Origin of the sequence: Blautia sp. TM10-2 (genome assembly GCF_003480845.1) — a bacterium.
GTDB classification, from domain to species: Bacteria; Bacillota; Clostridia; order Lachnospirales; family Lachnospiraceae; genus Fusicatenibacter; species Fusicatenibacter saccharivorans.
This window is the reverse complement of the sequence record NZ_QUJZ01000010.1, coordinates 125,790-140,917: the sequence shown is the minus strand read 5'-3', so window position 1 is coordinate 140,917 and position 15,128 is coordinate 125,790. Positions and strand designations below refer to the sequence as shown.

Sequence of the window (15,128 nt, the reverse complement as noted above, 5' to 3'; positions counted from 1 at the left end):
ACTAAAACAGGAGGAAGCAAAACGATGTACAAATTTGACAGAGAAGCCTATGACAGGCGGATGGAGTGGTACCGCGACGCCCGTTTCGGCATGTTTATCCACTGGGGGCTTTACGCCATCCCGGCGCGCGGAGAATGGGTGCGGAGTACCGAGCAGATTCCAAAAGAAGATTACATGAAATATTTTGAGGAGTTCAATCCTGTTGATTTCGAGCCGCGGAAATGGGCCAAGGCGGCGAAAGAGGCCGGTATGAAATACGTGGTTCTGACTGCCAAGCATCACGATGGATTCTGCCTGTTTGACAGCCAGTATACCGATTTCAAATCCACCAACACGAAATGCGGCCGCGACCTCGTTGCAGAGTACGTTGATGCCGTCCGCGCAGAAGGACTGAAGGTCGGTTTGTATTTCTCCCTGCTCGACTGGTTCCACGACGATTTCCCACATTACGGCGACCGGAACCACCCGATGCGGAACAACCCGGCATACAAAAACGATGACCGCGATTTCGACCGCTACCTGACCTACATGCACAATCAGGTACGCGAGATCTGCACAAACTACGGAAAGCTCGATGTGCTGTGGTTTGACTTTTCCTACGATACGCTGCGCGGCGAAGCATGGAAAGCGACGGAGCTGATCAATATGGTGCGGAAGCTCCAGCCGGATGTCATCATCGACAACCGTCTCGAGGTGAGCGGAGAGGGCTACGGTTCTCTGGCGGCCGGAAATCCGACCCCGTACCACGGCGACTTTGTGAGCCCGGAGCAGATGATTCCGCCGAATGGCATCCAGGATGTAAATGGAAACGATATCGCCTGGGAATCCTGCGTTACGATGAACAATCACTGGGGCTATTGTGCCAACGACCACTTCTTCAAACCGGCACCGATGCTGATCAAAAAGCTGGTCGAGTGCGTATCGAAGGGTGGAAACCTGCTTTTGAATGTCGGCCCGGACGCCAGGGGAAATATCCCGGAGGAGTCGATCGAACGGCTGGCTGAGATTGGAAAGTGGATGAAGAAAAACGGAGAGAGCATTTACGGCTGCGGAAAAGCCGGTATTGAGAAACCGGACTTTGGCCGTGTGACGCGCCACGGAAACCATCTGTATTTTCATGTCTATGAAAATACCGTTGGGCCGCTGCCGCTGCCCGGCGTGAAAAAAGAAGAAATTCAGGCGATCCGCTACGTCGCAACCGGCGCGGAAATCCCGGTTTCCACAAGCTGGGTACACAGCGATTATCCGACCATGGCATTCGCCGATCTCGGCGAAGACCCGGTATTGCCGGATGGAGTCGATACAGTCATTGATGTGATTCTGAAAAAGTAGAGGGTAAAATCGGATTTGATCCTGGAGCGTGTCTGAAAAAGCATTTCCGCAATCTGCAGGCTTCACTTTGCGGTATCTTTTTTTTCAGACACGCTCTAAAAGTCTTACAAGTTCTTACAAAATTCTGTATTTTTCGTTCCGCTGATTGACAGTTCTGGCAGAAGAATGCATACTGAAAAAAACACAAGATCACAGCCCGTGCTTCGAAATTTAACCGAATCAAGCAAGTAGCGAAGCGGATTGCGAATATCCGCCTGACTCCTTTTCCTGCGCAGGGAAGGATAAGAGCTTTCGGAGTGAGAAAAGGGCAGTCTGTTTTTAGAAACGAAGCAAGAGAGTCACAGTTTCGTTTTACAAGAAAAAAAGAGGGGGAATAAAACATGATTCGTCTGAACCACGTCAGCAAAATTTACGGCGATGGAAGCAAAAAAGCCGTCGATGATCTTTCCTGGGATATCGAAGATGGAAAGATCACCGGATTTATCGGCCCAAACGGAGCCGGGAAAACGACAACATTAAAAATGATCACCGGCATCCTGGCACCGTCCGAGGGAACGATTGAAATCAATGGAAAAGATATCCAGAAGGATCCGCTCGAAGCCAAGCGCCAGTTCGGTTTTGTGCCCGACGACCCGGATGCGTTTCTTCGCGTCAGGGGAATTGAATATCTGAATTTTATGGCAGATATCTACGGTGTCGGAACGGAAGAACGTCAGCGTTTTATCGAAGAAACCGCAAAACGCTTTGAGATGGAAGAGAACCTTTCGAGCCGTATCATGAGCTACTCGCATGGCATGCGTCAGAAAATCATGGTGATGGGCGCACTGATCCACAAGCCGCCGGTCTGGATTCTCGATGAGCCGCTGACCGGCCTTGACCCGCGCTCCGCGCACGAGCTCAAACAGATGATGCGTGAACACGCCGATGCCGGAAACGCCGTGTTGTTTTCCACCCATGTGCTGGAAGTAGCGGAAAAACTCTGCGACCGCATCGCCATCATCCATCACGGCCGCCAGGTATACCTGGGTACCCTGGAAGAATTAAAAGCGGCCTATCCGGATCAGACACTTGAAAATATCTTTCTGGAGATCACCGAACATGCGTAACTTATGGATTCTCACCCGTTTCCTTCTGAAAAGCGGACCAGGAAAAAGCAATCAGAAGAGCGGAAAAAAGAAAGCATTTTCGGACGGAGGACGTATCGTTGTATACCTTCTGCTTGGTGTCTGCCTCCTTCCCGTGTCGGTCTTACTGTTTCTTCTGGGATATTCCGGCTATACCTTCCTGCAGCCGCTCGGGCTGGAAACCCTGCTGATCGAGTTCGTCTGTGCCATCGGCATGATGGTCATTTTCTTCTATGGCCTGCCGCTGTTTCTGAGCGAGTATTACATGGACTCTGACCTCGTAAAGCTTTTGCCGCTGCCGTTTACCCCGGCGCAGATTGTCGGTGCGAAAGGCTTCTGCTGTCTGCTGAACGAATACTATCTTATTGTACTGCTGTTCTTTCCGTTTCTGTTAGGGTACGGGATCAGCGCCAAAATGGGCATTTTTTACTGGATCAATATGATCCTCGCCTGCCTTATTTTCCCGGTTGTGCCGCTCGTCTACGCCGCAGTTTTGACGATGCTCGTGATGCGTCTTTTCAAAAATATCCGAAACAAGGATTTCTTAAGCTACCTCGGGTTCGCCGCATCCCTGATTTTTGCGATCGGCATCAACGTATTTTCGCGCAGTATCGGAAATTTTGAAATGCAGGATATCATGAACCTGATGGAAAGCCAGAAGGGCACTCTGCGCGCCTTCCGGACCATTTTTCCGAACCTGCCCCTGATGACCGGAAGCCTTGCAGATGCATCCTTTCTCAAAATGATACTCTACATCGCTACAACAGCCGTCATCCTTGCTGTCTTTTTCGCTCTCGCCTGGAAAATCTACCTCCCGGCTGTCCTCGGCATGAGCGAGACCACCAGCGAAAAACGCATTTTATCCAAAGAAGAAGTGACCCGAACCGTCAAAAGCAAAAATCCGGTCCGCACCTATGCGATGATTGAATGGAAAAAACTGTACCGCACACCGGCCTGGTTCATGAATTGTGTTCTGATGCCTCTCATCTGGCCGGTCTTCATGCTTGGTATTGCCCTCATTTCAATCATTTCCAGCCTTGGCATGGCTAAAACCACCGGCCTTTGGACCCGGCTTGTCGCCGATGGCACCATATTCCGCCTCCTGAAAGGGGAACTGCCCGTCGCAGTTGCCGTCCTTACCGCCGCCGGAATCGCCGTCATGATGTCCATGTTCTGCGTAATCTCCGCCACAGCGATGTCCCGAAAGGGCAGCGAATACATCTATATGAAATGCATTCCGATGAGCTATCACGACCAGATCCGTGCCATGCTGGTAAGCGGCATCCTGATCAGTCTCCTTGGCACCTTGCCGTACGCTCTGGTCTTCAACATGATTGCTGTCGTCTTCGGTCTGCACCCGGCGACCCTTCTTTACACCACGGTGATCACGGTTTTATTTACCCTGTTCGTCAACTATGAACAGCTCCTTTTTGACCTTGCATTTCCGAAATTAAACTGGGAAAACGAAACCGCCGCCATAAAATCCAACAACCGCTCCCTGATCTCCGTCCTCATCGACCTCACCGTCGGCGCAATCCTGATCGGAGCCGGCTACCTGCTGTACGGAAAACTTCACCTCAACATCCACATCACCACGAGCGTGATGATTCTGCTTACCGCAGTCCTGACCTTCGCCATGCGAACCGCCCTTTTTAAATGGGGCGTTCAAGTGATGGAACATCTGGAAAGCGCTTAACAGTTTCGAGACATAATAACAATATTAAAATGTGATAGAAAAGAGATTTCAGCCAATGTGCGGATCTCTTTTTTTTGCGCTCCTTTCCAATTTCGCTGCGTATTTTCTTTTATCGATTATGCTTCATTGTACTACTAAAAGACCTGTGTGGGCAATCCATTGCCGCCATTCCCCGAAAATTTTAAAAGACGGACAAAAAACAGAGGATTTCTCTCTGCATTTTGTCCGTCTCTCTACAACGTATTTATTGGATTCTCCGTTTACGGAAATGATTTCGGAAATGATGAACTAATTCATCGCCTCACCCTTCAGCAGTCTGCTGATGTGCTTGTACAGAAGCATGGTTACCAGTGATACCACAACACCTTTGATGATATTAAACGGTACAACGGCAAACAGAACAAAGGTCGGAAGGCTTGTAATTGCTTTGTTGACTGCAGATCCCATTCCCACAAGGGCATCCATCGGCATTCCAAAGGCTGCTGCATAAGCCGGAAGCAGTACAAAAGCGTTCAGAAGACCGCCGGCTGCTGCCAGAAATACGGTTCCGACTGCCATACCGATCATGGCATTTTTCTTGGTTTTTTGTGTTTTGTAGATCCATGCGGCCGGCATAACATACGCACAGCCAATCAGGAAGTTTGCTACTTCGCCAACACCTGCGGTGGTACTTCCTTTCATGACAAGGTTCAGCAGAATCTTAATCAGCTCAATCGCAGCTCCGGCAAGAGGTCCCATCGCAAAGGCTCCGATCAGCACCGGAACTTCGCTTAAATCAATCTTGTAGAAACTCGGGGCAAACGGAAGCGGGATGTCAAAAAACATCAATACGACTGCGGCGGCGCCGAGCATTGCCACCTGTACCATGTAACGGGTTTTTCCGATTTGCGACATCTTTGATGTCTGTTTTGCTGTTGTCTGTGCATTCATAACTGCATTTCTCCTTTTTTCTGGAGATCTTGACCGGTTCTGCCGGAAGTAACGAGTCCAAATACGCTCCACGAATTTGAACTCGTTTTCGCGGCAGTCGCCAAGGTCTCGTGCAAGCACGGACTTTGGCTCGTTGCCCGCGAAAAAAAGTGCCCTGAATTCCTTTTCTTGAATTCAGGGCACCAAAAATATTTCCATGCAAATAAATTTTATTTCATCTTCTTTCATCCAGACTTTAACTGTTGGTCCCGGAGTTGCACTGAGTCAGCCGCTGTTTGATATCGCAGCGGGTCGCGGACTATACCGCCAGTAGGGAATCACACCCTGCCCTGAAGATCTCCGTATTTTGTTTTTACAAGAACATTTTATTCATATTCACACAATTTGTCAATACTTTTTTCAGACAATACGTTATCTGGTTAGTTTGCTACGCCCATCTGAATTTTTCCTGTGCTCTTATTTTTCAGCACACGCAGATAGCAGATCCGCATATCTCCCTTCAGGACGAGACGGATCTCAGATGCGCCGTCCGTCTGCGGTCTGTCTGCGAGGGAAATTTCAACATCCTCATAAACCGGCTCGCGGTACCGGTTGCGCTCTTTTACTTCTTCCTCCGCATAGCGGTCCAGTTTCGGGGCGCTGCGGAACTCACAGGTTCTTGTGTCACCGGTAAAGCTTCCCATCGAAACACCGTCCACAAAGGCTTCCACACTGCCGCCGCGTTCACTCTTCACATGAAGCGCCAGAACAGCAGCATCGGAAAGATCACAGTCACGGTAAACGAGAACGCCGTCTTTCGTCTCATCCTGTACGCGGACTGCCTTGAAATTGAAGTGGCCCTCCGTCAGATACATGTTCTCGTAATCATCGTAGTGGTCTGCCGCGGTAAATGCACTCAGATCGCGTACTCCCCTTTTTCCGCCCGGAATAAAGATTTCTGCGGAAACGGCTTTATCCTTGCAGGATGCGCCCGCATAGATTTCATACGTTCCTTCTTCTACCATCAGTCTGCGGCTGATGACATCGTAGAAGCGAAGCTCCTCCACCGGGATTTCCAGTGCGATGTGTCTCGTCTCGCCCGGGGCAATGTTTTTCACACGGACAAAATCAAGCAGCTGGCAGATTGGTTTCTTTACGCAGGATTCCAAAGCGGAACCGTAGATCTGGACGACCTCGTCGCTTGCGGTATCGCCCGTATTTCTCACATCGAGAGAGATCTGCAGCAGACGGTCATCTTTTAAGGAAATCTTATAGTTCTCATACGCAAATGTGGTATACGTCAGGCCATAGCCGAATGGATACAATTCCTTCCCGTCGAAATAGCGGTACGTTCTTTTTCCTTTGATGATGTCGTAATCGTCAATGTCCGGCAGCTGATCGATACTCTCATACCAGGTCATATTCAGACGGCCGGCCGGTGCATAGATTCCAAGCACAGCCTCTGCCATTGCGCTTCCCATATCCTGGCTTCCCGTTGCAGACATGATGATCGCCGGCAGTTTTTCCATCGCTTTCTGAAGTGTGTACGGATAATTCGTAAACAGCACCAGAACGGTATTCGGATTGACCTCTGCGATCCGGTCAAGCAGCATCTCCTGCTCCTCTGGCAGCTCCAGTGTGTTGCGGTCGATCTCCTCTTTCGCATTGATCACGGAGTTACAGCCGAGCGCAAGTAAAACCTGCTTTTTGCCCCGGACTGCAGCAACTGCTTTTTCAATTCCGTTTTCGACAACCTCCATCGTAATCGGAATTCCCTCTGTCTGCTCGAAGGAGAAAAATCCCTCTGCATCCTTATAAACCGGGTAATGGAAACGGTTGGTCAGCACAACGCTGCCATCCTCCTGTGGCTCCACGTGGAAAATCTCCATCACGAACCAGTCGAAGGCTTCCTCCCGGTCTGCCGCAATCTGTCCCATTTTCGGCTTTTCTCCCTGCGACTCTGAGAGTCTTGCGCCGAGGTATTTTCCGGTACGGACACTCTTGAACGTATAGCTTCCCTCACCCCAGTATTCCTTGATAAACACATCTGGCTCATCTGCCATCTGAAGTGTTCCGTCTTCTGCTACGGCAAGACTTTTTCCATCACAGCGGAAAACAACGCGATCCAGACCATCCGCGAATGTAATGTTCTCCTGCTTCAGTACTTCCATCCCCTGCAGGAAGGTTGTGCGGTATGGTGCCGTTCCGCCGTACCAGTCCTGATACCATGCATCACCAAGCGGTCCGACAATGGCAATATCTTCTGCTTTCAGGGCTTTGTCAAGTGGCAGCGCTCCGTTCTCATTTTTCAGAAGTACGATCGATTCGCGGCTCAGCTCTTTACAGATTTCACGTGCCTTCGGGGAATCGATATCGTCCTCGGTCACACGGTCATACGGATTCAGATTTTCCCGATCATAAACGCCGAGACGAAGCTTCGTCTCCATCATACAGCGAATAGAGCGGTCCATATCCTCTTCTTTCAGAATGCCAAGCTCATATGCCTCGCGTGCCGCCTGCTCTACCATACGCGGATCGTCAGACATGGCATCCACACCGGCTTTCAGCGCCGTTGCGATCGTCTCCGCATGCTGTCCGAAATAGTGATGCAGATTCACGACAAGTCCCATCGCACCGCCGTCGCTGACAACGTGACGGAGACCGTACTGTTTTTTCAGAATATCGGTCACTTCCGGATTCAGGATACCGATCGTTCCGTTGATCTTGTTATATGCCGTCATAATGCCCTCTGCGCCGCCGTCCTCAATACATCTGCGGAATGGCTCCAGATACAGCTCATATTTGTTCCGCGGGTCAATGGAAGAATTTTTCCATCCGCGGCCGACCTCCGTGTTGTTTCCATAGAAATGCTTTAAGGTCGCTGCACAGCGCAGATACTTCAGATCATCGCCCTGCATTCCCCGGATATAAGCACCGGCCATCTTTCCGGTCAGCACAGGATCCTCTCCGTAACCTTCTTCGTTTCTTCCCCATCTCGGATCGCGCTCAAGATCAACGGTCGGAGCCCATCTGCTGAGTCCATGGCCCTCATGGCGGTGCCATACGACGCGCGCCTCGGTTCCTGTTATTTCACCGGCCTGTCTGATCAGCTCCGGATCCCAGGATGCACTCATACCGATCGGCTGTGGGAAGGATGTTGTCACATCCGGTTTTCCAAGACCGTTCTGATCGTTTCTGCCCTCAACGCCGTGTGCCGCCTCACCGCCCACAGAGACACCCGGAATGCCAAGGCGCGGCAGATCCGGGGAAGAGCTGGCGAGGTATCCCAGTTTTTCTTCGACCGTCATTTCTTTTAACAGCCAGTCGATTCTTTCCTGATCCGTCAGTGATGCATCCCAGAACGGTGTGTTTTTGTTTACCTGAAACTCCTTCTTTTCTGTCATTTTCCAAAAACCTCCCGATGATTTTGTCTCATGAAATTGTTTGCAGATTTTCCATATACTGTTATCTTTTTACAATGTTTCACATTTCCCATTACTGTCGCTGTATTTTAAAACATGGCCTGACATTTAATAATATCAGACCATGTTTTTGTGCCGCCTTCCGTTCAACGGCAAAACCTTATGTTTTTATGTTTTTGCTTTACTTACTCTACATCAACAAGTTTGGTAGCAAGGAACTCTGTCATAGCTTCTTCTGCATCTGCCAGACCATTGTCTGTCAGCTCCTGTACCATGCTCTCCCAGTTTGCATCAAACTCATCTTCTGTACCAGTTACGCACTTAACCAGTCCTGGCCATGCAATTTCATCCAGAATAGTCTGTTTCTCAGCCAGTTCCTGTGGCTGCTGATATGCCCACAGTGCAGAGTATGGAAGAAGGTCAAACTCCTCCGGCTGTGCAAACATGTCGGTCAGCATTTCAAATCCCATCGCTTCGCATCCTTCTTTTTCTGCTGTATTGTAGTTTGCAATAACAGACTCTTTGGTAGTTGGAGTGTATGGGAATCCGTCTTCAGAGTAGGAACCTGTTCCGTAGATCGGGAATCCAGTGTAGTTGTCAATACCGGTGTTCTTTGCATAATCCGGATCAGACTGAGCTTTTGCTACTTCTTCGTCAGTACGATATGGCTGTCCATCATCATCAAGGAAGTAGTTCTCGCCTTCGATACCCCAGTGATACAGGATCTGTCCTTCATCGGAGCACAGATAGTCAAGGAATTTGATGGCACGAACCGGATCTTCACAGCTCTTGGTAATTCCAATACCCCAGCCAACGGTAGTTCCCTGATACAGAAGGGCTTTTTCTACCTGATCTTCTCTTAAGGTTACAGGAAGTCCAACATAAGTCTGATCTACTTTTCCATCTGCTACCAGAGTAGCTTCGCACTGGCTGTAATGCCACTCAGCATCGGTGATGGCAACAACACGGCCGCTGGCAACTTTTGCAATATAGTCATCATCTGTCTGCGTTGCAAAGTTCGGATCCAGGATACCTTCGTTGTACATACGGCACAGCCATTTGAAGTATTCTTTCTCTTCATCTGTTACATGTTTGTAATGTACGTTGTACTCGTCGTCAATGATCCACTGTCCATTATCCGGGGATGCATCAGCGATCAGTCCTGCCGGGTTTCCAAGGGTAATCATCCAGTGCCAGTCAGAAGCACTCATGGTGATACCGATCATATCCAGACCATCTTCTGTTTTTGGATGTGCTGCAAGATAGCTCTTGATCATTTTTTCATACTCATCCAGTGTCTTCGGATATTTATAATCGTTCTCTTTTAATGCAGCCCACTGAATCTGGCAGCTTCCGCCTGTTGTCAGGGTTTTCTGGTTTACACCTGCGTAGGAAAGCTGATAGATTCCAGGATCATCCTGGCTCCATTTCAGTTTTTCCATCTCTGCTCCGTACATTTTTTTGATGTTTGGACCATATTTTTCAATCAGGTCTGTCATATCAATCAGCGCGCCTGCCTGATACAAATCCGTTGCTGAGCCTTTTGCATAAATCATGTCCGGATACTCATCATTTGCGATCATCAGCGCAATATCTTCTTTTGCATCACCCTGGGATGCTACCGGATAGGAAACATCAAGTGTAACGCCTGTTGCCTCTGTGATTGCTTTTGCTACCGGGTTATCCCAGTTGCCGTTTTTACCATCAGCGTTAAAATACTCAAAGGTAATCGGAGATTTGTCATCTGCATCATCTGCTGTCTCGCCTGAAGAACTTGCCTCTGCCGCTGATCCAGTCTCTGTGCTGGATCCTCCCTTGCTGCTGCCACTGTCGGAACCGCATCCTGCGAGCATTCCGGCCACCATAGCAGATACTAACATGAGTGATACTACTTTTCTTTTCATAAAAGCCCTCCTTAAAATGGTTTATGTCATCCTGCACTCTTGCTTTCGCCTGGCAGGAATAAACATCATCTTTTTCTAAAAATTTTTTAATACTGTTTTTTATCAGTCTTTAACAGAACCAAGTGTCATACCGCCGATAAAGTATTTCTGAAGGAACGGATATACAATAACGATCGGCACAGTTGCTACAATCGTTACGGCCATACGTACGGACATTGGTGTTACGGCCGTCTGTACATTGGTTCCTGCATGAACGTCCATTTTCATGGTCGCCTGGTTCATAATCTCATACAGTTTGTACTGCAGAGTCGGGAGTTTTTTCGCATACAGGTAAGTATCCATGAAGGAGTTCCACTGTCCTACTGCATAGTACAGACCTACGGTTGCGATAACCGGTTTACAAAGCGGCATAACGACTTTATACCAGATCTGAAAATCGTTTGCTCCGTCGAGCTTTGCTGCCTCCTGCAGAGCCATCGGCAGTCCGTCGATATAAGAGCGGACCAGAATCATATTATAAACCCACATCAGACCAGGCAGAATGTATACCATGAAGTTATTGCCCAGCTTTAAGGTACGGATAATCAGAAGGTATTCCGGAATCATTCCGCCACCGACATACATGGTAACAACGAACAGAAGCTGAAATGGTTTGCGGAGTACGAAGTCTCTGCGGCTTAATGTGTAAGCAACCATCGAGGTACATACAATACCTACGATTGTTCCGATGATGGTTCTTGCTACAGAAATCACAGCCGGCATTGCAATGCCGCCGTCTTTAAATACATATTTATAGTTGCTTAATGTAAACTTTCTCGGAATGATGAAGTTTACATTCTTAATGGTATCCGTAGAATCGTTGAACGAAATCGCCAGTACGTTCAGGAACGGATAAATGGTGATGATGACGAGGAATACGAAGATTACCGCCAGTACGTAGTCAAATTTTTTTGCTTTCTTGTTCATATTCGCGTCCTCCTACATAAGTTTATCTTCGCCTACCAGACCGGCAATCTTATTGGCGATCAGCAGCAGGGTAACGCTGACTGCAGACTGGAATACACCGATTGCGGTACCAAGACCGTAGTTGCTGTTTCCGATACCTCTCTTATAAGAGAACCAGGAAAGTACCATCGTGTGATCCTCAACCAGCGGGTTACTAAGAAGCATCTGACGCTCCATACCTACGTTCAGGGCGCCACCGATGCTCATAATCAGCAGTACAATGATGGTCGGTCGGATACCCGGCAGAGTGATGTGCCAGATCTTCTGCAGACGGCTTGCACCGTCCATATCAGCGGCCTCGTAAAGACCAGGATCAATACCTGCCATGGCGGACAGATAAATAATTGCGTTCCAGCCAACCTCTTTCCAGCAGTTAATCAGGATAATGGTTACCCAGATAAGCGGTGAGTTGGAACTCATCAGGTGCAGGTTCTTGCCGAAGATACTGTCAACAACACCGCCGTCGTTGAAAATATTCTTTGCAATACTTGCAATGATAACCCAGGATACAAAGTGCGGCAGATAAGAAATGGTCTGCGTTACTTTTTTGAACTTCATAAAGAACATCTCGTTCAGAAGAACCGCAAATGCGATTGCTGCGATCGTTCCAACCGCGATGTCAAGGAAGCTTACTCCCAATGTGTTGATTAATGTCTGTGTGAACAGACGGTCTTTGAATGCATCTGTAAAATTTTGAAATCCAACCCAGGTTCTCTCCCAGATCGGAAGTGCAAATGTCGCAGGTTTTACCTCCTGAAATGCCATGGTCCATCCCCACAGCGGAATGTACTTGAAGATAATCAGCCAGATTACAAATGGTACTGACATCACAAGCAGCCAACGCTGTTTCCACAAGATTGCAGGGGTAATTTTCTCTCCTTTTTTCTTTTTCATTTTTTCCTTCGCCATACTCCCCATCCTTTCCGTTGTTTTGTGCGTTTTTATTACGCATTTTCTTTGATTATTTGTGATATTTACATCATATCAAATAAAATCCCCGTTTGATATTGTGTATTTTGTCCACTTATATTGACTTTTTTTATCTTTTTCCACATTTTCAGGTGCTATGGCAGGCATTTTTACTAATTTATATGCGTTTGTTTTTATTTTTTACACCAGCTTACAACTCTACCAATCAGTGTTTTTTTTGTAAAAAAAGCAGGAAAACGTAATGGGGGATTACATTTTAAGAAAAATGTCAGTTTTTTATCCAAATAATCTCCGTTTTCTCTGCTATGATAAACACCATAGAACCAAGAGGGGAAAAACGAGATGAGCCAATACAACATATTAGTCGTAGACGACGACCGGGAAATCGTAAGATCTCTCGGCAAACTATTAGAACTGGAAGGCTACAGGGTAAAAAAAGCCTACAACGGCATGGAGGCACTCGACATCCTCATGACCGAACAGATCCATCTGATCCTGCTCGATGTCATGATGCCCAAAATGAACGGCCTTTCCGCCCTGATGAAAATAAGAGAAAAAAACAACATCCCGATTATCATGCTTTCCGCGAAAACCGAAGAGAGCGATAAAGTCATCGGACTTTCGATGGGCGCCGATGATTACGTGACAAAGCCGTATAATACCGCCGAACTCATGGCACGTGTCAAATCCCAGCTCCGCCGTTACTTTTCCTTAGGCGCCGCAAACGGAACCATGCCAGACCAGGATATCCTGAAAAACGGCGGTCTGCTGCTGAACCGAAACACCAAAGAACTCCTGGTGGACGGCGAACCTGTCCGCCTGACCGCAACCGAGTACAAAATTATGGAGCTTTTGATGGAGCATCCCGGCTACGTATTCTCGGCCGAAGAAATCTACAGTCAGGTCTGGCAGGAGGATGCTTACAGTGTAGAAAATACCGTCATGGTTCATATCCGGCGCATTCGTGAGAAAATTGAGATTACGCCGAAAAATCCGAAATATTTAAAGGTGGTGTGGGGAATTGGATACAAAATTGAAAAAATTAACGGAGACTGAAAAACGTATCCTGCTGTGGATGCTTCTCGACCTTTCTATGGTACTGATTTTGTGCGGAAAGCTTCTGCGGAAATGGGTCAGTGAATTCGAATGGGGAATGTGGCGCAGCATCGAATGGGGTATCGGCATTGGAGTGACGGTAGTCGGCGTTTTGGGCATAGCCGCAGCCTTGTATCTGGTATGGAAATTCAAAAAAAATACCGGGAACTCGAAAATGACTGCTTTTGCCGGCAGCGAACCGGAAAAAGCGGGAAAAACAGCAAAAAGCAGCGAAGGGGCAGCCGCAGATAAGTCCGAGACAGATGAAATAGAAAAATCCCGGCAGATGCAGTTTGAGGCAAGAGCCGCTGCGGAAGCAGAGAAAGAGCAGCTGTTTCTGAAAAAATCCGAAAAGGTGCCAAATGAGCTTCTGGTTCTTGTCGGAGGATTTGCTTTTTTCAGATGGCTTCAGCCGCTCCGGCACAGCTATGCCAGATACCGCATTGTTGCCGAATGGGGTACTGTAATAGAGTGTGTGCAGACAGGTCTTCTGTTTTTTGGAATCTGTGGCGTTTTCCTTCTCAGTGCCGGCATTCTTGTCTGTCGCTATGAAAAGAAACAACTGAGAGAAATGTCCTTTTTTTGCAGAGAAAGGAAGCGTTACAGAGATCGGACCAGCCTGGAACGGCAGCTTGCCGGTCAGAGTAAATGGCCGTTCCGTGTGGCACTGATTGCGGAACTTCTAATCGTGATTACCATGATCACCGGACTGATAAACGGAATGGATGGCGAGGTACTGTTTGTCATTCTTCTTGGGCTGACCACGCTGATTTTAATTCTGTTTGCCTGGAAAACATACCGCAGTCGCCTGAACCGGGAGATGGGCCTTTTGATGGAACAGATCCATACGATGGCAGAAGGCAGCATGGAAAGCCGGATCCATGAAATATCCGAAAAATCTCTGCTGTATCCGGCATTTGCAGAGCTGGAAAATATTGAGAGCGCCATGCAGAAGAGCGTAGAAAAACAGATGCAGGCGGAGCGTCTCAAAATTGACCTGATTACCAATGTATCGCACGATCTGAAAACCCCGCTCACCTCGATGGTCGGCTATACGGATCTTCTGAAAAAAGAGGATCTGACACCGGCGGCACAGGATTACGTCGAAGTGATTTCTGTGAAACAGGAACAGCTAAAGGAGATGATCCAAAGCCTCTTCGAGCTCTCCAAATCGACAAGCGGAACTGAAAAATTCCAGATGGAAAAAATGGATATGAAACGGTTGATCGAGCAGACCCTCGCCGATATGGACGATGCGATTGCGCAGAGCAATCTGTCGTTTCGCACGGCGCTCGGAGATGAGCCACTGCCGTTCCTTGGGGATAATGGGAAAATGTACCGCGTGATACAGAATCTTGTGGAAAATATCCTGAAATACAGCCTGGGCGGAACGAGAGTTTACATTGACGCAGGGAAGGAAAACGGGGAGATTTTCGTGACGATGAAAAACATTTCCGCCTATGAGATGAATTTTGAAGCGGAGGAAATGATGGAACGCTTTGTGCGCGGCGACGAATCACGGACGAGCGAGGGTCACGGCCTTGGCCTTGCGATTGCATCAAGCTACACGGCCAACATGGGCGGCCGCATGGAGCTTGCGGCAGACGGCGATCTGTTTAAAGTCATCCTGCGTTTCCCGGAGGCAGGCGAGGATTCTGCAGCGGGAGAAACAGCCACAAAAACCTGACTTGCATAAGAATGAGACAGAAGC

General features: G+C 48.3%; 10 protein-coding genes and 1 riboswitch. Of the genes, 5 read left to right on the top strand and 5 right to left on the bottom strand.

The window, feature by feature from the left end; translation table 11 throughout:
• The first annotated feature begins 24 nt into the window (after positions 1 to 24).
• From DXD92_RS11725 to DXD92_RS11715, 3 genes are all read left to right on the top strand, one after another.
• Positions 25 to 1,332: an alpha-L-fucosidase gene (locus DXD92_RS11725; RefSeq protein ID WP_117510370.1), complete on the top strand. Its 1,308-nt coding sequence runs from the start codon at positions 25 to 27 to the stop codon at positions 1,330 to 1,332.
• Positions 1,333 to 1,712: 380 nt separating this feature from the next.
• On the top strand, positions 1,713 to 2,438 hold the full coding sequence (locus DXD92_RS11720; protein WP_055221955.1) for an ABC transporter ATP-binding protein: 726 nt from the start codon (positions 1,713 to 1,715) through the stop codon (positions 2,436 to 2,438).
• A complete protein-coding gene (locus DXD92_RS11715; protein ID WP_117761457.1) occupies positions 2,431 to 4,152 on the top strand; it encodes a putative ABC transporter permease subunit in 1,722 nt (573 codons plus the stop codon). Before DXD92_RS11720 ends, DXD92_RS11715 begins: the two co-directional genes overlap by 8 nt.
• A 288-nt stretch (positions 4,153 to 4,440) precedes the next feature.
• Here DXD92_RS11715 and DXD92_RS11705 read toward each other — a convergent pair whose 3' ends face one another.
• From DXD92_RS11705 to DXD92_RS11685, 5 genes are all read right to left on the bottom strand, one after another.
• Entirely contained in the window at positions 4,441 to 5,082 is a 642-nt protein-coding gene (locus tag DXD92_RS11705; RefSeq protein ID WP_022461231.1) for an ECF transporter S component, read from the bottom strand.
• A gap of 212 nt (positions 5,083 to 5,294) precedes the next feature.
• Positions 5,295 to 5,423: riboswitch (FMN riboswitch) on the bottom strand.
• A 78-nt stretch (positions 5,424 to 5,501) separates the two neighbouring features.
• Complete coding sequence (locus DXD92_RS11700) at positions 5,502 to 8,465, bottom strand: beta-glucosidase (protein WP_118595915.1); 2,964 nt, start codon at positions 8,463 to 8,465, stop codon at positions 5,502 to 5,504.
• 203 nt (positions 8,466 to 8,668) lie between these two features.
• Entirely contained in the window at positions 8,669 to 10,387 is a 1,719-nt protein-coding gene (locus DXD92_RS11695; protein WP_117804646.1) for an extracellular solute-binding protein, read from the bottom strand.
• A gap of 102 nt (positions 10,388 to 10,489) precedes the next feature.
• Positions 10,490 to 11,353 carry a carbohydrate ABC transporter permease gene (locus DXD92_RS11690; protein WP_117812981.1) on the bottom strand — a complete coding sequence of 288 codons (864 nt, stop codon included), beginning with the start codon at positions 11,351 to 11,353 and terminating at the stop codon, positions 10,490 to 10,492.
• Between the two features lie 12 nt (positions 11,354 to 11,365).
• A complete protein-coding gene (locus DXD92_RS11685) occupies positions 11,366 to 12,301 on the bottom strand; it encodes an ABC transporter permease (RefSeq protein ID WP_226906422.1) in 936 nt (311 codons plus the stop codon).
• Positions 12,302 to 12,664: 363 nt separating this feature from the next.
• Here DXD92_RS11685 and DXD92_RS11680 point away from each other — a divergent pair, with 363 nt between their 5' ends.
• Together DXD92_RS11680 and DXD92_RS11675 are read left to right on the top strand one after the other, a co-directional pair.
• Entirely contained in the window at positions 12,665 to 13,378 is a 714-nt protein-coding gene (locus DXD92_RS11680; RefSeq protein WP_118640573.1) for a response regulator transcription factor, read from the top strand.
• Complete coding sequence (locus DXD92_RS11675; RefSeq protein ID WP_118640572.1) at positions 13,344 to 15,104, top strand: sensor histidine kinase; 1,761 nt, start codon at positions 13,344 to 13,346, stop codon at positions 15,102 to 15,104. The genes DXD92_RS11680 and DXD92_RS11675 overlap by 35 nt, the downstream gene beginning before the upstream one ends.
• Positions 15,105 to 15,128: the final 24 nt, after the last annotated feature.

Bases quoted from the DNA above. Each gene is read 5' to 3' on its own strand.
- DXD92_RS11700 (WP_118595915.1), bottom strand. From the start codon at position 8,465: ATGACAGAAAAGAAGGAGTTTCAGGTAAACAAAAACACACCGTTCTGG.
- DXD92_RS11720 (WP_055221955.1), top strand. From the start codon at position 1,713: ATGATTCGTCTGAACCACGTCAGCAAAATTTACGGCGATGGAAGCAAA.
- DXD92_RS11705 (WP_022461231.1), bottom strand. From the start codon at position 5,082: ATGAATGCACAGACAACAGCAAAACAGACATCAAAGATGTCGCAAATC.
- DXD92_RS11680 (WP_118640573.1), top strand. From the start codon at position 12,665: ATGAGCCAATACAACATATTAGTCGTAGACGACGACCGGGAAATCGTA.
- DXD92_RS11695 (WP_117804646.1), bottom strand. From the start codon at position 10,387: ATGAAAAGAAAAGTAGTATCACTCATGTTAGTATCTGCTATGGTGGCC.
- DXD92_RS11685 (WP_226906422.1), bottom strand. From the start codon at position 12,301: ATGGCGAAGGAAAAAATGAAAAAGAAAAAAGGAGAGAAAATTACCCCT.
- DXD92_RS11715 (WP_117761457.1), top strand. From the start codon at position 2,431: ATGCGTAACTTATGGATTCTCACCCGTTTCCTTCTGAAAAGCGGACCA.
- DXD92_RS11690 (WP_117812981.1), bottom strand. From the start codon at position 11,353: ATGAACAAGAAAGCAAAAAAATTTGACTACGTACTGGCGGTAATCTTC.
- DXD92_RS11725 (WP_117510370.1), top strand. From the start codon at position 25: ATGTACAAATTTGACAGAGAAGCCTATGACAGGCGGATGGAGTGGTAC.